Origin of the sequence: Paracoccus mangrovi (genome assembly GCF_042648425.1) — a bacterium.
GTDB classification, from domain to species: domain Bacteria; phylum Pseudomonadota; class Alphaproteobacteria; order Rhodobacterales; family Rhodobacteraceae; genus Paracoccus; species Paracoccus mangrovi.
Window position 1 is genome coordinate 103,359 of record NZ_JBHRXJ010000010.1, and the last position, 16,765, is coordinate 120,123.

General features: G+C 65.1%; 18 protein-coding genes. 8 read left to right on the forward strand and 10 right to left on the reverse strand.

The annotated features are described in order from the left end of the window. Positions 1–58: 58 nt before the first annotated feature. Entirely contained in the window at positions 59–637 is a 579-nt protein-coding gene (locus ACFOMH_RS13925) for a thymidine kinase (protein ID WP_377745164.1), read from the forward strand. Next, complete coding sequence (locus tag ACFOMH_RS13930) at positions 634–1,878, forward strand: cytochrome b/b6 domain-containing protein (RefSeq protein WP_377745166.1); 1,245 nt, start codon at positions 634–636, stop codon at positions 1,876–1,878. Before ACFOMH_RS13925 ends, ACFOMH_RS13930 begins: the two co-directional genes overlap by 4 nt. Before the next feature lie 82 nt (positions 1,879–1,960). Here the strand turns inward: ACFOMH_RS13930 and ndk are convergent, their stop codons facing one another. Next, entirely contained in the window at positions 1,961–2,383 is a 423-nt protein-coding gene (gene ndk, locus ACFOMH_RS13935; protein ID WP_374421856.1) for a nucleoside-diphosphate kinase, read from the reverse strand. A 193-nt stretch (positions 2,384–2,576) separates the two neighbouring features. On the opposite strand from ndk, the gene ACFOMH_RS13940 reads away from it, so the two are divergent. The 4 genes from ACFOMH_RS13940 (at position 2,577) to ACFOMH_RS13955 (ending at position 6,066) form a co-directional block, all read left to right on the forward strand. Then, positions 2,577–2,852: a hypothetical protein gene (locus ACFOMH_RS13940; RefSeq protein ID WP_377745168.1), complete on the forward strand. Its 276-nt coding sequence runs from the start codon at positions 2,577–2,579 to the stop codon at positions 2,850–2,852. A 60-nt stretch (positions 2,853–2,912) separates the two neighbouring features. Next, on the forward strand, positions 2,913–4,784 hold the full coding sequence (locus ACFOMH_RS13945; protein ID WP_377745171.1) for an ABC-F family ATP-binding cassette domain-containing protein: 1,872 nt from the start codon (positions 2,913–2,915) through the stop codon (positions 4,782–4,784). Between the two features lie 100 nt (positions 4,785–4,884). Further along, positions 4,885–5,625, forward strand: a complete 741-nt coding sequence (locus ACFOMH_RS13950) for a MipA/OmpV family protein (protein ID WP_377745173.1) — start codon at positions 4,885–4,887, stop codon at positions 5,623–5,625. A gap of 81 nt (positions 5,626–5,706) precedes the next feature. Then, complete coding sequence (locus tag ACFOMH_RS13955; RefSeq protein WP_374421847.1) at positions 5,707–6,066, forward strand: SUF system Fe-S cluster assembly protein; 360 nt, start codon at positions 5,707–5,709, stop codon at positions 6,064–6,066. Here the strand turns inward: ACFOMH_RS13955 and ACFOMH_RS13960 are convergent. Together ACFOMH_RS13960 and hemF are read right to left on the reverse strand one after the other, a co-directional pair. After that, positions 6,063–6,593, reverse strand: coding sequence for a histidine phosphatase family protein (locus ACFOMH_RS13960; RefSeq protein ID WP_377745176.1), 531 nt, complete (start codon positions 6,591–6,593; stop codon positions 6,063–6,065). The two genes, ACFOMH_RS13955 and ACFOMH_RS13960, sit on opposite strands and share 4 nt — an antisense overlap. A gap of 29 nt (positions 6,594–6,622) precedes the next feature. Next, a complete protein-coding gene (hemF, locus tag ACFOMH_RS13965; RefSeq protein WP_377745177.1) occupies positions 6,623–7,495 on the reverse strand; it encodes an oxygen-dependent coproporphyrinogen oxidase in 873 nt (290 codons plus the stop codon). A 79-nt stretch (positions 7,496–7,574) separates the two neighbouring features. On the opposite strand from hemF, the gene ACFOMH_RS13970 reads away from it, so the two are divergent. Continuing rightward, a complete protein-coding gene (locus ACFOMH_RS13970; RefSeq protein ID WP_377745179.1) occupies positions 7,575–7,994 on the forward strand; it encodes a hypothetical protein in 420 nt (139 codons plus the stop codon). On the opposite strand, the gene ACFOMH_RS13975 is transcribed toward ACFOMH_RS13970, so the two are convergent. The 3 genes from ACFOMH_RS13975 to clpS are packed head-to-tail and all read right to left on the reverse strand — an operon-like array spanning position 7,991 to position 10,138. Continuing rightward, positions 7,991–8,800, reverse strand: a complete 810-nt coding sequence (locus ACFOMH_RS13975; protein ID WP_374421839.1) for an SDR family NAD(P)-dependent oxidoreductase — start codon at positions 8,798–8,800, stop codon at positions 7,991–7,993. The genes ACFOMH_RS13970 and ACFOMH_RS13975 overlap by 4 nt on opposite strands. Further along, positions 8,797–9,816 (reverse strand): methyltransferase, encoded by a 1,020-nt coding sequence (locus ACFOMH_RS13980; RefSeq protein ID WP_377745181.1) that lies wholly within the window; start codon positions 9,814–9,816, stop codon positions 8,797–8,799. The genes ACFOMH_RS13975 and ACFOMH_RS13980 overlap by 4 nt, the downstream gene beginning before the upstream one ends. Before the next feature lie 4 nt (positions 9,817–9,820). Further along, a complete protein-coding gene (gene clpS / locus ACFOMH_RS13985; RefSeq protein WP_374421836.1) occupies positions 9,821–10,138 on the reverse strand; it encodes an ATP-dependent Clp protease adapter ClpS in 318 nt (105 codons plus the stop codon). A gap of 290 nt (positions 10,139–10,428) precedes the next feature. Between clpS and ACFOMH_RS13990 the strand changes: the two genes are divergently transcribed. After that, on the forward strand, positions 10,429–12,060 hold the full coding sequence (locus ACFOMH_RS13990) for a serine hydrolase (RefSeq protein WP_377745183.1): 1,632 nt from the start codon (positions 10,429–10,431) through the stop codon (positions 12,058–12,060). Positions 12,061–12,406: 346 nt separating this feature from the next. On the opposite strand, the gene ccoS is transcribed toward ACFOMH_RS13990, so the two are convergent. From ccoS to ccoG, 4 genes are read right to left on the reverse strand one after another with little or no spacing between them, the layout of a single operon-like run. Then, entirely contained in the window at positions 12,407–12,565 is a 159-nt protein-coding gene (ccoS, locus tag ACFOMH_RS13995) for a cbb3-type cytochrome oxidase assembly protein CcoS (RefSeq protein ID WP_374421833.1), read from the reverse strand. A gap of 11 nt (positions 12,566–12,576) precedes the next feature. Continuing rightward, positions 12,577–14,778 (reverse strand): heavy metal translocating P-type ATPase, encoded by a 2,202-nt coding sequence (locus tag ACFOMH_RS14000; protein WP_377745186.1) that lies wholly within the window; start codon positions 14,776–14,778, stop codon positions 12,577–12,579. 1 nt (position 14,779) lies between these two features. Next, positions 14,780–15,244, reverse strand: a complete 465-nt coding sequence (locus ACFOMH_RS14005; RefSeq protein ID WP_377745188.1) for a FixH family protein — start codon at positions 15,242–15,244, stop codon at positions 14,780–14,782. Further along, on the reverse strand, positions 15,244–16,698 hold the full coding sequence (ccoG, locus tag ACFOMH_RS14010) for a cytochrome c oxidase accessory protein CcoG (RefSeq protein ID WP_377745190.1): 1,455 nt from the start codon (positions 16,696–16,698) through the stop codon (positions 15,244–15,246). Before ccoG ends, ACFOMH_RS14005 begins: the two co-directional genes overlap by 1 nt. Between the last annotated feature and the right edge of the window lie 67 nt (positions 16,699–16,765).

Consider the following 16,765-nt stretch of genomic DNA (forward strand, 5'->3'; position numbering starts at 1 on the left):
AGCCGCCGCCCCCGCGCGGCGGCTTGCGGGCCACGGCCAGTCGCGGCTATCTGCCGGCATGGCCAAGCTTTATTTCCACTATTCGACCATGAACGCGGGCAAGAGCACCTTGCTTTTGCAGGCGTCCTATAACTACCGCGAACGCGGCATGGCGACGCTTTTGCTGACCTCGGCGCTGGATGACCGTGCCGGGCCGGGGCGGATCGCCAGCCGCATCGGCATCGCCGAGGATGCCATGACCTTCACCCCCCGCACCGATCTTTTCGACCTGATCCGCGCCGAGGGGCGCGGCGCCGCCTGCATCTTTGTCGACGAGGCCCAGTTTCTTACCCCCGATCAGGTCTGGCAGCTGGCCCGCGTGGCCGACGATCTGGGCCAGCCGGTCATGTGCTATGGCCTGCGCGTCGATTTCCGGGGCGAGCTGTTCCCCGGCTCGGCGGCGCTTTTCGCGCTGGCCGACGACCTGCGCGAGGTGCGCACCATCTGTCACTGCGGCCGCAAGGCCACGATGGTGGTGCGTCAGGACGAGCATGGCCGCGCCCTGCACGAGGGCGCGCAGGTCCAGATCGGTGGAAACGACACCTATACCTCGCTCTGCCGGCGTCACTGGCGCGAAGCGATGGGAGAACATTCATGACCGCATCCAATACCACCCGTGCCTATGGCTGGGCCGCGCGCGCCTTTCACTGGATCGTGGCCGCGCTGATCCTGGCGGCGATCGGGCTGGGGCTTTACGCCAACAGCCTGCCGCAGGGCGGCGAGGCCGAATTGCAGGCGGTCTTTGCCGCCTTTTCGATCCACAAGACGGTGGGGATGGCGGTGCTGTTTCTGGCCACGCTGCGCATTCTGTGGACGCTGCGCCAGATCCGGCCGCGCCCCCTGCACCCGCGGCGCCGGCTGGAAACCCTGCTGGCCGAAACCGTGCATTGGGCGCTGTGGATCGGCATGATCGTGATGCCGCTGTCGGGCTGGCTGCTGCATTCGGCGGCGCCGGGCGGGTTTTCCCGCATCCTGTGGCCGCTGGGACAGCGCCTGCCCTTTGTCCCCGAGGACGCGCATCTGGCCGAAAGCTTTGCGCGCTTTCACGAAACCGGCTGGTGGGTTCTGGCCGGGCTGATCGCGCTGCATGTCGCGGGCGCGCTGAAACATGCGCTGATCGACCGCGACGACACGCTGGCGCGCATGGCCGGCAATCCCGACCGCCTGTCCGAGCCGCCCGAACATGTCATGTCGCCGCGCGTGCAGCATGTGCTGGCGGCGCTTGGCGCGTTGGTGATCTGGGGCGCGACGGCGACCCTTCCCGCCCAGAGGGCCGAGGTCGCCGCCCAGGCCGCGACCGCCACCGCGCCAACCCTGCCCGCCTCTGCCGTCGCCCCGGCGGAAAGCACCGGCGCGCCCCTGTGGCAGGTCCAGCAGGGCACATTGGGCATCACTGTCCAGCAAAGCGGCAATCCCGTCGCCGGACAGTTCGGGCAATGGCAGGCCCGGATCGCCTATGATCCCGAAAGCCGGACCGGTCAGGTCGCGGTCGATATCGACGTCGCCTCGCTGACGCTGGGCTCGGTCAGCAGCAACGCCACCGGGCCGGACTTCCTGAACGCCCCCGCCCATCCGACCGCGCAATTCGAGGCCGAGATCCTGCCCCCCGCCGCCGAGGGTCAGCCCCATATCGCGCGCGGCACCCTGACCATCGCCGGGAAAAGCATTCCGGCCGAATTGCCCTTTGCGCTGACGCTCGCGGGCAACAGCGCCACGGCCAAGGGCGAGATGCAGGTGGACCGGCGCGATTTCGGCATCGGCGCGGGTTACGCCGATGAAAGCACGGTCGGATTCGCCGTCGCCATCGGTTTCGAGCTGAGCGCGTCACGGCAGCCCTGACCGGCGCCGGGTAAGGCAGGACAAACAAAAAGGGCCGCCCCTCGGGGCGGCCCTTCTCATGTCAAAGTCCGGGCGGCAGCGATTAGCCGACCAGTTCCAGACCCGAGAAGAAGAAGGCGATTTCGCGCGCTGCGGCTGCGGGGCTGTCCGAACCGTGGACCGAGTTTTCGCCGACCGACAGGGCGAATTCCTTGCGGATGGTGCCGGCATCGGCATTGGCCGGGTTGGTGGCGCCCATCACTTCGCGGTTTTTCAGGATGGCATTCTCGCCTTCCAGAACCTGCACCACGACCGGCTCCGAGGTCATGAATTCGGTCAGTTCGCCGTAAAAGGGGCGTTCCTTGTGTTCGGCATAGAACTGACCGGCTTGCGCCAGGGTCAGCTGAATGCGCTTTTGCGCGACGATGCGCAGGCCGGCATCCTCGAACTTGGCGTTGATCTTGCCGGTCAGGTTGCGCTTGGTCGCGTCGGGTTTGATGATGGAAAGCGTGCGTTCGATCGCCATTTTCGGTGCCTTTTCATGTGAAAGACCGGGCGCCTGTGAATGTGCCCCGGCAGGTATTTCGGATCGCCGGCCTGCTAGCATGAACCCCGTGGCTTGAAAACCCCGCGCGATCACCTGCACCGCATGAGACATTCCGCCACATTTCAATAACATAGTAATTTTGTCAGATATTTTACCGATGAAAGGAGCTCTCATGAAAAGAACAATCTGCCTGCTGGCTGTATTCGCGACACCCGCCCTTGCACAGGACACCACGCCCCTGCCCATGACCTATGACATCTTCGAGGCGGCCGTGCCGCATATCGACATGTCGGATTGCCCGCCCGATCTGGCGGCCGAGGGCCGTTTTTGCCGTCTGGTCCTGCTCAATGACCAACTTCAGATTTTCATTTTCTCGGAAGAGGGCGATCAGCCCCTGGTCGCCTATCGGGCCATGCCCTCCAAGGTGCTGGCCAAGGTGCTGCACTAAGGGTGCTGCACCAGGCTTGCCCGTTGACCTTGGCGTCGGCCTCGGGCATGGCTCGCGCCCATGCTCAAGATCGACGACATATCCTATTCCATCGCGGGCCGGCCGCTGTTCGCCAACGCTTCGGCGACCATCCCGGATGGCCATAAGGTCGGTCTTGTCGGTCCCAACGGGGCCGGCAAGACGACGCTGTTCCGGCTGATCCGGGGCGAATTGACGCTGGATGGCGGCACCATTTCGCTGCCCTCGCGCGCCCGCATCGGTGGCGTCGCCCAAGAGGCGCCGGGGAATGCGCGTTCGGTCCTCGACACGGTGCTGGACGCCGATGCCGAACGCGCCGCCCTGATGACCGAGGCACATGACGCCACCGACCCCGCCCGCATCGCCGAGATCCAGACCCGGCTGACCGATATCGACGCCTGGTCGGCCGAGGCGCGCGCCGCGACGATCCTCAAGGGACTGGGTTTTTCCGATGAGGATCAACTGCGCCCGACCAGCGACTATTCCGGTGGCTGGCGGATGCGGGTCGCCTTGGCGGGGGTGCTGTTTTCGCAGCCCGATCTGCTGCTGCTGGACGAACCGACCAACTATCTGGACCTTGAAGGGGCGCTGTGGCTGGAAACCTATCTGGCGCGCTATCCCTATACGGTCATCGTCATCAGCCATGATCGCGGCCTGCTGAACCGCGCCGTGGGCCATATCCTGCATCTCGATGACAAGCAGCTGACGCTTTACACCGGCGGCTACGACCAGTTCGCCCGCGCCCGCGCCGAACGCCGCGCCCTGCAGGCCGCCGAGGCCAAGAAACAGGACGCGCGACGCGCCCATCTGCAAAGCTTTGTCGACCGTTTCCGCGCCAAGGCCAGCAAGGCCAAGCAGGCCCAGGCCCGCATCAAGATGCTGGCCCGGATGGAACCGATCACCGCCCCCGAAGAGGCAAAGTTCCACCGCTTCACCTTCCCTGAACCCGAGCAGCTTTCGCCGCCCATCATCGGCATGGATGGCGTCTCTATCGGCTATGACGACCGCACCGTGCTGCGCCGGCTCAGCCTGCGCATCGACCAGGACGACCGCATCGCGCTTTTGGGCCGCAACGGTCAGGGCAAGTCGACGCTGTCCAAGCTGCTGGCCGGACGGCTGGCGCCGATGGCCGGACAGATCACCCGCTCATCCAAGCTGCGGGTCGGCTATTTCGCCCAGCATCAGGTCGATGAGCTGGTTCTGGGCGACACGCCGCTGGACCATGTCCGCCGCCTGCGCCCAGACGAGGCCCCGGCCCGGCTGCGCGCCCGGCTGGCCGGTTTCGGACTGATGGAGGCGCAGGCCGAAACCCGCGTCGGCCAGCTGTCGGGCGGGCAAAAAGCGCGGCTGTCCTTGCTGATCGCCACCATCGACGCACCGCATCTGCTGGTGCTGGACGAACCGACAAACCATCTGGATATCGAATCCCGCGAGGCCCTGACCGAAGCGCTGAACAGTTTTTCCGGCGCGGTGGTGCTGGTCAGCCATGATATGCATCTGCTATCGCTGGTGGCCGACCGCCTGTGGCTGGTCGATCAGGGCGGCGTCGCCCCCTGGCAGGGCGATCTGGACGATTATCGCAAAATGCTGCTGACCGGCGAGGACAAGGCCCCGAAAGATCCCCGACCGGCCGAGACCGGCACCGAACCCCGCCCCGCCGCCGCCAAGCGCCCCTCGCGCGAGGTGGTGCTGGAACTGCGCGCCGAGGCCCGCCGCGCCGAGGAACGGGTCGAAAAGCTGACCGCCATGCTGGAAAAGCTGGATGCGATCATGGCCGATCCGGCAACCTATGACGATGCGCAAAAGGCCGAAAGCTTTGGCCGCAAGCATGCCGAGGCCAGCGAGGCCATGCTGCGCGCGGAATCGCTGTGGATGCAGGCGCTCGAGCGGCTGGAGGCGGCCGAGCGCGCATGATTGCAACACCCCGGCCCGGATGGTCCCGGCCGGGGACGCGAATCATTGTTCCAGGACGCAATCGGGGGCATCTATAGGACCTTATCCAGGGGATTCGCCGATGCGCATTGCAGCTTTTGCTCTTATCACCGCCGTGGCTCTGCCGATGGCCGCGCAGGCACAATGGCTGAATGCCTTTGACCAACTGTCTTTCGACGCCGGTCTGGGCGCGAGCTATGGTCCCGGCTATCTGGGCGCCGACGAAAACGATGCCGAGCCCTGGTTCATCCTGCGCAACGTGACGCTGGGCGAAGGCGGCGAGGAAAAGCAGGGCTTTTCGATCATCCCGTCGTTGAACTATCTCGGCAAGCGCGACGCCGCGGATTACGACGATCTGAACGGCATGGACGATATCAGCCGCGCCTATGAGCTGGGCTTCAAGCTCAGCTATGTCAGCGGCCCCTTCACCAGCTATACCCATATCCGCAAGGGTTTTGGCGGCCATCACGGCGTGGTGGGCCAGATCGGGACCCGCTATCGCCATGATTTCGGCGACCGGCTGACCTTCTGGGCGGGCGCGGAATTGCAGGCCGGCGACGACGAGTTCACCGACACCTATTTCGGCGTGTCTGCCGATGAGGCGGTGACCAGCGGTTATGACGAATATTCGCCCGGCGGCGGCTTTTACGAGGCCAACCTGAACCTTGAAGCTCGCTATATGCTGAACGATGACTGGGCCGTTCTGGGCCGCGCCAAATATGGCCGCCTGCTTGAGGATGCGGCGGATTCGCCGCTGGTCAAGGACAAGAACCAGCCCGAAATCAGCATCGGCATCGTGCGGCACCTGAACTTCAGCTTCTGATTGCCGCATCCATGCGCTCTGGACTGGACCCGACCGCATTCGAGTCCTATATAAACGCTAAGTTTTGACAGGACGCGCCGCATGACCATGGAAAATCTGAAGGAAGGCGATCCGCTGATCGCCCCCTCGACCACCGAACATCCGCTTTACGACAGTGTGGTCGAGGCCTGCAAGACCGTCTATGACCCCGAGATTCCGGTCAATATCTATGACCTGGGCCTGATCTATACCATTGATATCAACCCGGAAAACGCCGTGCGCATCGTGATGACGCTGACCGCGCCCGGCTGTCCCGTCGCGGGCGAGATGCCGGGCTGGGTCGCCGATGCGGTCGAGCCTCTGGCCGGCATCAAACAGGTCGATGTCGAGATGACCTTTCAGCCGCAATGGGGCATGGAGATGATGTCCGACGAGGCACGGCTGGAGCTGGGCTTTATCTAGACCCGCATCCGGTGACGGCCGGCGCTGACGATATGCAGCGCGCCCTGCGTCACCGGCAATTCCCCCAAACGCGACATCGGCAGATCCATCGCGATCAGCCGCAGCATATGCAGCGTGATGCCATGCGTCACGATCAGCGCCGGCCCCCGCAAGCCGTCCAGAAAATCGCGGGCCCGCGCCTCGAGCCCGGCAAAAAGCTCGCCCCCCGGCGCGCGGTCATACCAGTCGAGCCAGCCGCCGGCCGTGACCTCGGGATGTTCGATGCACAGATCGCGCCAGAGCCGGCCGGCAAAGGCGCCAATATCGATTTCCTGCAAGCGCGCGTCGCGATGAAAATCCTGTCCGGCAAAGACGATAGCGGCGGTTTCGACGGCGCGGCCGGCGGTGCTGGAAAAACGCGCGGCATCGATATTGCGGATCAGATGCGCCTGGCGCTGCGCCTGCATGCGCCCCAGCTCGGTCAGGGGCGAATCCAGACGCCCCTGCAATCGCCCCTCGGCGTTCCAACGGGTTTCACCGTGCCGCATCAGATAGAGATCCGGCCACCGCCCCGCATTCAGACCCATTTCGCCATCGGCGGCAGGCTCATCAGCACCGCATCGGGATCGTGGCCGGTGGCCAGCCCGAATTTGGTGCCGCGGTCATAGACGAGGTTATATTCCGCATAAAGCCCGCGATGGATCAGTTGGGCATCCTTGTCGGCGGGGTTCCAGTCCTGTGCCATATGCCGTTCCGCAAGCGGCAGAAAGGCGGGCAGGAACGCCGCGCCCACGGCCTGGGTAAAGGCGAAATCCGCCGCCCAGTCGCCGCTGTTCAGATCGTCGTAAAAGATGCCGCCCACGCCCCGCGCCCGCCCGCGATGGGGGATAAAGAAATATTCGTCCGCCCAGGCCTTGAACCGGTCATAGTAATCGCCGCCATGGGGCGCGCAGGCGCCGCGCAGGGTGTCGTGGAAATGCGCGGTGTCTTCGGCATATTCGATGCAGGGGTTCAGATCGGCGCCGCCCCCGAACCACCACGCGCCCGGCGTCCAGAACATGCGCGTATTCATATGCACCGCCGGCGCATGCGGGTTCTGCATATGCGCGACAAGGCTGATGCCGCTGGCCCAGAACCGCGGATCGGCCTCGATCCCCGGCACGCCGCGCGCGGCCATCGACTGGCGCGCGGCGGGCGAAAGCTCGCCATGCACCGCCGACCAGTTCACGCCGACCTTTTCAAAGACGCGGCCGCCGCGCATGACCGACATCAGCCCGCCACCGCCATCGGTGCCGCCATCCCCGCCGCGCTGCGTTTCGCGCAGCTCGAACCGGCCCGGCGCCGCCTGCCCCGGACCGCGATCCTCAAGCGCCTCGAATGCGGCCACGATGCGGTCGCGCAGGCCGCGAAACCACGCCGCCGCCTGTTGCCGTTCGTCCTGCATCTTCATGGCCTGTCTCCGGATTCGTGAATTGTCCTGCCGCGAAGGCGGCTCTATGCTTGTCGCAAGACAACTAGTGAAGGCGGCCATGACCCGCAACATCCTGCTTGCCCTGATGCCTGTTCTGATCGTCGCAGCCTGCGGCACCCCGCAGGACCGCTGCATCAGCCGCAACACCCGCGAATTCCGGACGATTTCCAGCCTTCTGGCCGAGGTCGAGGGCAATCTGGCCCGTGGCTATGCCTGGGAAGAGCGCACCGTTTCCCGTGTCGAATGGGATGACTGCGCCTATGTGGTGCGCGGCAAGGATGGCGAACGCCACATCGCCTATCGCAGCTGCGCGCGCAATGTCAGCGATACCGAGCGTTACCGCGTGCCGATCGACCCCGCCGCCGAAATCCGCAAGCGCGACAACCTGATCGCGCGCAAGGCCGCCCTGACGAAATCCGCCATGGCCGCCGTCAATGCCTGCAAGGCCGCCTATCCCGAAGAAGGCAGCCGATCCTAAAAGACGCTTGGCGCCAGCGGGTCGCCCAGACTGCGCCCGCCATCGATGTTCAGGATCTGGCCGGTGATGAAGCTTGACGCATCGCTGGCCAGAAACTGTACCGTCGCGGCCAGTTCCTCGGCGGCGGCGATCCGCCCCAGAGGCGTCGCCGCGATCATGCGGTCGCGCAGATCGGGATCCTCGCGCAGCTTTTCCTGCAGGATATTGGACATGATGCTGGCGAAAGCCACGCCATTCACCCGGATCCGCTTGGGCGCCAAAGCCGAGGCCAGCGACCGCGTCGCCTGGGCCTGGGCGGCGCTGGAAATCGAATAGGCCAGCATTTTCGGCGTCGGCCAATTGGCCGCCAGCGACGAGACATTGATGATGGCGCCGTGCTGCAAACGCTCGTCGCCGCTTTCCTCGGCCTGCGCGACCATGCGCTTTGCCACCATCTGCGACAGCCGCAGCCCCGACAGCATATTCTCGCGCAGCATGTCGCCAAGCAGGTCCTCGCCCACCGCCAAAGGATCGCAAGGCTGCACCATGCGATGCGCATTGACCAGAATATCCACCCTGTCAAAGGCGTCGATGGTCGCCGAAACCAGATTGGCCAGGGTCAGCTTTTGCCCCATATCGCCGGCAAAGCCGCGCACCGGGCCATCGCCGGTCATCTGATCGCCCAGCTCGTTTTCCAGCGCCGCCTCGTCGCAATCGGCGAACATGACATTGGCGCCAGCATCCTCGAATTTGCGGGCGATGGCCAGGCCGATGCCCCGGCCGGCGCCGGTCACGATGGCGGTCCGGCCCTGAATGGAAAGGCTCATCTGCGTTTCCCCTTTTGTTGCATGCGGCGCGCGCCGGGCCGTTGTGCCCCCGTCGCCGTCAGAATCTTGAAGCGGGAATCCCCGCCGATTTCGGAAACATCCGCGAAGCATTCGCGCAGGACCTGCTCATAGGGCAGATGGCGGTTGGCGACCATCCAAAGCCGCCCCGCCCCGGTCAAAAGCCCGGCCGCACTGCGGATAAAGCCCGCGCCCAGACGCGGCTCGGCGCTGCGGCCTTCGTGAAAGGGCGGGTTCATGACGACACCATTGACCGGATCGGACAGGCGGAAGTCCAGCGCGTCGGCCCAGTGAAAGCGCGCGCGCTGGTCGGTGACATTGCGCCGCGCGCAATCCAGCGCGACGTGATCGGATTCGACCAGATGCAGCTGTTCGATCCCGGGCCGTTTCAGCAACTCGGCCGAAAGCCAGCCCCAGCCCGCGCCCAGATCGACAACCCGCGTCGGCAGCTTTTCGGGCAGATGCGCAACCAGCGCCCGCGAGGCCGGATCGGGCGCATCGGCCGAAAAGACGCCCGGCCGCGTGACCATGCCCGGCGCCGCCAGATGATCGCGCGCCGCCCAATCGCCCGGCAGCCAGCCCGGTTGCGGCAAGGTTACGCGGAAAATCTTGCCATGCGCGCGGGAATGCGCCTCGTCGATGGGCAAAAGGGCGCGCAATTCCTTCATCACCGCGTCGATGCCATCGGTCTTTTGGCCATCGATCCACAGCGCCGCGCCGGGGGACAGATGCGCCACCGCCTCGGCGATGCGGGCGCGCGCGGCCGACCGCGACCGGGGAAGGAACACGATGGCCGCGTCAAATTGTCCGGCGGCGGCGGTCACGACCTCATATCCGCGCGCCTTCAACGCCTGATGATCGGCAAAACCGTTCTGGACGATCTGCACATGCCCGGTGTCAAAACTGTCCAGATCGGTCGCCGAATCCGCGCCGATCAACAGCATTTTCTGCCCGGACGGCACCCCGCCAAAGACAAGTTCCAGCCTTGATCCAGCCAATTTTCTACTCTTTTTCCATGGTGCATTGCAGCGGGTGCTGCTGACGGCGCGCAAGCTCCATGACCTGCGCGACCTTGGTTTCGGCGATCTCGTGCGAAAAGACGCCGACGACCGCGATGCCCTTGCGATGCACGGTCAGCATGATTTCGATGGCCTGCGCATGGCTCATGTTGAACAGACGTTCAAGAACATGGACGACGAATTCCATCGGCGTGAAATCATCGTTCAAGAGCAACACTTTATACATCGGAGGGCGCTGTGTCCGCGGGCGGGTCTTGACCGCCAGATCGGTTTCCTCGCGATCCTCGGGTTTATTGGTCATCTGCTGGATCGTCACGAAGCTTGCAACCGCGATATGGGGGTTTGAAGCCGCAATATAGGGGCTTTTCCCCCGGATGATAAGCCCCGCAGGCGGAACCGGGCGTCACGCCCCGGCACCGGCCCATTTCCCCCGCGCAACACATCCAAAACGCGAAAACTTACAGTTTCCGCCCGAAGTAATGCGTGCTATTGTCGGTTTATTAATGAAGGACCTGCATAAAGAACGGGTCCTCTGAGGCAGAAGAGACCGGGACCGTGAGCAAGCTAATCCTATATGTCCGTTTGGGACTGATGGCCCTATTTGTATGGGCATTGCCCGTCGCCGTGACCGCCGCCCCCTTTGCGGCCTTTGTCATGGACGCGCGAACGGGCAAACAGATTTATGCGCAGAACGCGGATACGCGCCTGCATCCTGCCTCGTTGACCAAAATGATGACGCTTTACATGGCTTTCAACGCCATCGAGCGCGGACAGGTCCGGCTTGACAGCAAGTTTCTGGTGTCCAGCCATGCCGCCTCGCAGCCGCCCTCGCGTCTGGGGCTGAAACCCGGCCAAAAGATCGAACTGCGCTATCTGATCCGCGCGGCGGCGGTGAAATCGGCCAATGACGCCGCCACCGTGATCGGCGAGGGGCTGGCCGGATCCGAACCGAAATTCGCGGCCCAGATGACCCAGATGGCGCGCGCGCTTGGCATGCAGAACACCCAGTTTCGCAACGCCAACGGCCTGACCACACCGGGCCATTATTCCACCGCGCGCGACATGACCACGCTTGGGCGCCGGCTGTTTTACGATTTTCCTCAGTATTATTCGATCTTTTCGCGCCGTTCGGCGGATGCCGGCGTCGCCAAGGTCTCAAGCACCAACCGTCGCTTCCTCGACGGGTATGAGGGCGCGGACGGGATCAAGACCGGCTATACCCGGGCTGCGGGCTTCAACCTGACCGCTTCGGCCAAGCGCGGCTCAAAGCGCATCGTCGCGACCGTTCTGGGTGGCCAGTCCACGGCCCATCGCAACGCGGTGATGGCCCAGCTGCTGGATGCCGGCTTTGGAAAGGCCCCCACCCGTGTACGCGAGGTAAAGCCGGAGCCGCCGCAATTCGTGGCGCAGAAAAAGGTGCGGCGCACGGTCCAGGTAGCCCGCTCCGCCACGGCGGCACCGGCGCCGATCGTGCAACTTTCCAGCTCTGATCGCCCTGTCGCGCGCGCCTCGACCGTGGCGGTGGTGACGCCGGCCGCGATCTCGGCCGCCGTATCCAAGGCACAGGCCTCTGCGCCCGCCTCGACCGCGTCCCCGGGCAGCACGCTTGATGCCAGCGCACGTCCGATCCGCAAGCCCGGGACCGGCCGTGTCGCCCGCGTCGATGTGACGGCCCCCGCGCTTGAATCGGCCCCCCGTCCCGAGGCCCGCCCCGAAGAGGGTGATCGCTCGGACGCGGAACTGGCACCGGCGGGTGCGCGGCCGGTTCCGGCCCCCCGCGATGACAAGTCGGCCGGCCTTGAGCCCACGGAACCGGCGGGATCCCCCTCGCTTTTCGTGGCATCCGTCGAGCCGCAGGCCGAGAGCATGACCCTTTTGGCCTCGGCCGCCCCGCCCCAGCGGTCCGAGACGATCATCCTGACCTCGCTCAAACCCGAAGAGGGCGATGAGCGTCTTGCAACCGAGATCGTGACGCGGGACGGCTCGACGGGACGGAACTGGGGGGTTTCTCTGGGTCTTTACCGTTCGCAGCGCGAGGCCGAGCAGCTTTTGCTGCGCACCGCGCTTCAGGAAAGCGGCTCGCTTGACAGCGCGCTGAGCCGCGTCGCGACAACCCGGCGCGGATATGAGGCGAATTTCGTCGGCATGAGCCGGGAAACCGCCGAACTCACCTGTAACCGGCTGGCGGTTCGTCAGCAAAGCTGCAAGGTGATCGGCCCCTGATCAGGTCGGGCGCCCCAAGGGTAGATTGTGATTTCTCGGAAAGGGCGGCATTAAAGATGCCGCCTTTTTGCTTGACCGGGCATCCGTCCACGCCAAGCGCGTCTTCCCTTGGACCGCACCCCGGCGGCCGATCCGGCGGGCGCCGAAAGCACTGCCCGGGAAAAAGGTGAACCGGGATTCCTTGCGACATGAACCGATTGCCCTGCGGCATGAGCCGATATCGTCAAATCGCCAAGCGATGACCGCCCCGGATCCTGCCAAGACATCGGATCATGCCGCGACATGACCGGCGGCACCACCCGGTCCCTGCTTCCGGTCACATTTGTCACAGCACAATCAATCGCGGTTAAGGTTTGGGGTGGTCGTCCCATTCCTTGCTGAGAATGCGTTCGGCGTCGCCTTTGGGGTCTTCGTATTGCCGCCCGCGCAGCGCCCAGATGAACGCAATCAACCCCACCCCGCCCAAGGCCAGCGATACCGGGATCAGAATGCCAAGAATTTCCATCCGTGCCTCTCTTATCTCAACCGCAATGCGTTCAGTGTCACACTGACCGAACTGGCGGACATGGCCAGCGCCGCCATCAGCGGCGTGGCAAAGCCCGCAATGGCGAAGGGCACCGCGACGATGTTGTAAAGCACCGAAATCGCGAAGTTTTCCTTGATCCGTCTGCGGGCGCGGCGGGCCACGGACAGGGCGTCGGCCACCGGGGAAAGGTCATTGCCCATCAGCACGATATCCGAGGCGGTCCGTGCCGCATCCAGCGCCGATGCCGGCGAAATCGAGACATGCGCCTGGGCGAGGGCGCCGGTATCGTTCAACCCGTCCCCGACCATCAGCACATGCGCGCCCCCGGCGCCCAGTTCTTGCACGGCCGCCAGCTTTTCGGTCGGGCTAACGCCCGCGCGCCATTCCGCAAGTCCCAAGCGGTTGGCCAGGTCCTGCACCACGGGCGCGGCATCGCCGGAAAGCAGGATCACACGATACCCCGCCCCGACAAGCGATGTCACACAGGCCTCGGCCCCCGGCCGCAAACGGTCGGTGAATTCCAGCCGGATCGGCGCGCCCTGCCCCAGCGACAGCCAGCTGGCCGAGATCCGCCCCGCACCATGTTCGGCCCCAAGCCATCCCGCCCGGCCCAGCCGGATTTCACGCCCCTGCCAGATCGCGCGAACACCTTGGCCCGCGATCTCGCGCATCTCGGCAAGCGGCGCCGGGCTGTGGCCCGCATCCCGCAACGCCTGGGCAAGCGCCATGGCCAGCGGATGGGACGACCCGTCAGCCAGCGCCAGCGCGGCACCACGATCGGCGGGCGGGATCGCCTCAATGGCAACGATCTGCGGGATGCCCATGGTCAATGTCCCGGTCTTGTCGAACACGACGCAATCCACCTCGGCCAGCCGTTCCAGCGCGGTGCCGTTCTTGATCAGCATGCCGCGCCGAAACAGCCGCCCCGAGGCCGCCGTGACCACCGCCGGCACCGCCAGCCCAAGCGCGCAGGGACAGGTGATGATCAAGACCGCCGCCGCGACATTGACCGAATGCCGCAGATCCCCCGTCGTCCAGTACCAGCCCAGAAAGCTGGCAAAAGCCAAAAGATGCACCAGCGGCGAATAAAGCCGCGAGGCACGTTCGGCCAGCGAAGTATAGCGCCCGCGCGCCGATTCGGCCGCCGCGACCAGCGCCGTCAAACGCGCCAGCGAACTGTCGCGCCCGGCCGCCGTGACCCGCAGGATCAGCGGGCCGGTCAGGTTCACCTCACCGGCGGACAGCGCGGTTCCGGGGGCTGCCGGCACGGGAATGCTTTCGCCGGTCAGCAGCGAACGGTCAATTTCGCTCGCGCCTTCGGCCACTTCACCATCGGCGGGCACGCGCGCGCCGGGGCGGATGCGGATCAGATCGCCGGGCACCAGCTCGGCCACCGGCACCGGCATTTCGCCTGTCGCGGTCACGCGAAAGGCGCGCGGCACCTCGAGCGCGGTCAATTCCTCAGCCGCCGACCGGGCCACGGCACGGGTCCGGTAATCCAGATAGCGCCCGACCAGCAGAAAGAAACACAGCATCACCGCCGCGTCGAAATAGGCGTGATCGCCGGAATTCATGGTCTCATAGACCGAAATCGCGCTGGCCAGGATCAGCGCCAGCGAGATCGGCACATCCATGCCCAGCCGCCCGGCCTTTAGCGCGCGCCAGGCGCTGGAAAAGAACGGCTGCCCGGCAAAGGCCACGGTCGGCAATGCGATGGCCCCGGAAATCCAGTGGAACATATCGCGGGTCGCGGCCTCTGCCCCCGACCAGACGGCCACGGACAGGATCATGATATTCATCATCGCAAAACCCGACACGCCGATGCGCATCAGGATGTCGCGCCCTTGCCGGTCGGCAGCGCTTGCGGCAAGCGCGGCGGGGTCCAGCTCATGCGCCTCATAGCCGATGCGCTCGACCACGGGGATCAGGTCGGCGGCGCTCAGCCCCGGTGCGTCGATGGTCACCCGGCGCAGGGTAAGGTTTACGCGCGCCTCGCGCACGCCGGGATGACGGCGCAGCACCGCCTCGACATCGGTGATGCAGGCCGCGCAATGGATCGTCGGCAGCGACAGGATCACATCCTCGCCGCCCGCGCCGCCACGCGCCGCCACGCGCTGCGCCAAAGGCACGGCATCGCAGGCCGGACAGGCCGAAATCCGGGCGTCGTGATCGTGCAGCGCGGCGTCGGACATGCTATTTCACCCGGTTTCCGTTATAGTGGTCTATCCGCTGGCGAAAGACGGTGCCATCGCGCGCGGTCGCGGTCAGGTGGATGTTCCAAAGCCCCGGCGCCAGCACCAGAGGCGCGCGATAAAGCCCGCCGGAATAGGTGAATTCGGGGCTTTGATCGTCGCGTTGATGGGTCGGGCGGCCGACCGTGACGCTCAGATCGCGCAGGGGCGCGGGGTTGCCGTTCTCGTCAAGGATGGCCAGCACCATCTCGCGCCCGTCATATTCGGGCGTCACCCGCCAGTTCAGCGCCTGTTGCGCGGCCCGTTCGCGATCGAAATTCTGCGACGCGACATAGCTGTTCTTGACCTCGAGCCCCGGAAAGGTGCCGACCGCCATCACCGCCATCACCAGATTGACCAGAATGATGACGCCAAAGGCGCAGAGCGTGATCAGCAGGACATGACGTCCGGTCAGTTCCCGGGCCATCACTCGCTCCTTCCATGAAAGACGGTTCCGATATGCGCGCGGTCGCCGGCCGCATCCGCAACCCAAAGCGTCAGCTCGACCTGCCCGCCCTCGGCCAGGGGCGAGCCCTTTTCGGCGGTCAGGTAAAGGCGCTGGGTAAAGGTGCTGTCGGCCGGAACCGCGACGCTGGCCCCGGACTGACCCTCCAGCGTCAGGCCGACCCACCGGGGCGGATTGCCATCGGCATCCACGACCGAGATGGTGAAGTCGCGGGCATCGCCCTGTTTGTTGCGCAGCCGCAGCGCATAGGTGTTGCGGATCGCGCCATCGGCCATGGTGACGTAAAGCGGGTTTCTGACCGGCGTCACGTTCAGGTCAAAGGGCGAGCGCATGAACAGCGCCACGACAAGCGCCACCCCGATCCCCGCCCAAAGCGTGAAATAAAGCAGCGTCCGCGGCCGCAGCACATGCTGGCGCAGCGGTTTGGGCGGCTGTCCCGCGCGTTCGGCGGCCTCGTCGCGCAGCGCCATATAGTCGATCAGCCCGCGCGGCTTGCCGATCTTGTCCATCACCTCGTCGCAGGCGTCGATGCATAGCGCGCAGGTGATGCATTCCAGCTGTTGGCCGTCGCGGATGTCGATGCCCATCGGGCAGACATTGACGCAGGCCATGCAGTCGATGCAGTCCCCCTTGGCGCCGCCGTCGGATTTCGTCGCCTCGCCCTTTTGCAGCTTGCCGCGCGGCTCACCCCGCCATTCGCGATAGGCGACGGTCAGGGTGTCCTCATCCATCATCGCGGCCTGAATGCGCGGCCAGGGACAGGCATAGATACAGATCTGTTCGCGCGCAAAGCCGCCAAAGATGAAAGTGGTCGCGGTCAGAATCGCCATGGTCATATAGGCGACCGGATGGGCCTGCCCGGTCAGCAGGTCGCGCAGCAGCGTCGGCGCATCGGTGAAATAAAAGATCCAGGCCCCGCCCGTCGCCAATGAAATCAGCAGCCAGATCACCCATTTCGTCAGCCGCAGCCGCGCCTTGCGGGCATCCCAGGACGCATTCCAAAGCCGGACACGGGCGTTGCGGTCCCCCTCGACCCAGCGTTCGGTGAGGATGAAAAGATCGGTCCAGACCGTCTGAGGACAGGCATATCCGCACCAGACCCGCCCAAGGGCCGAGGTGAACAGGAACAACCCCAGCCCCGCCATGACCAGAAGGCCGGCCACGAAATAGAATTCATGCGGCCAGATCTCGATCCAGAAAAAGAAAAAGCGCCGGTTCGCCAGATCGACCAGCACTGCCTGATCGGGCAGGTTCGGCCCACGATCCCAGCGAATCCATGGCGTTACATAGTAAATCGCCAGGGTCACCGCCATGATGATCCATTTCAGATTGCGAAACCAGCCATGGACCCGGCGCGGAAAGATCGGTTCTCGGGCGGCATATAGTTGTGGCGGGTCGATGTCGGGTTGCGACATGATTGGCTCCTGTTGCGCGTCATCATAGCCTAGGTGGACAGCCGCGAAAGTGCTTTGATCTGCGTCA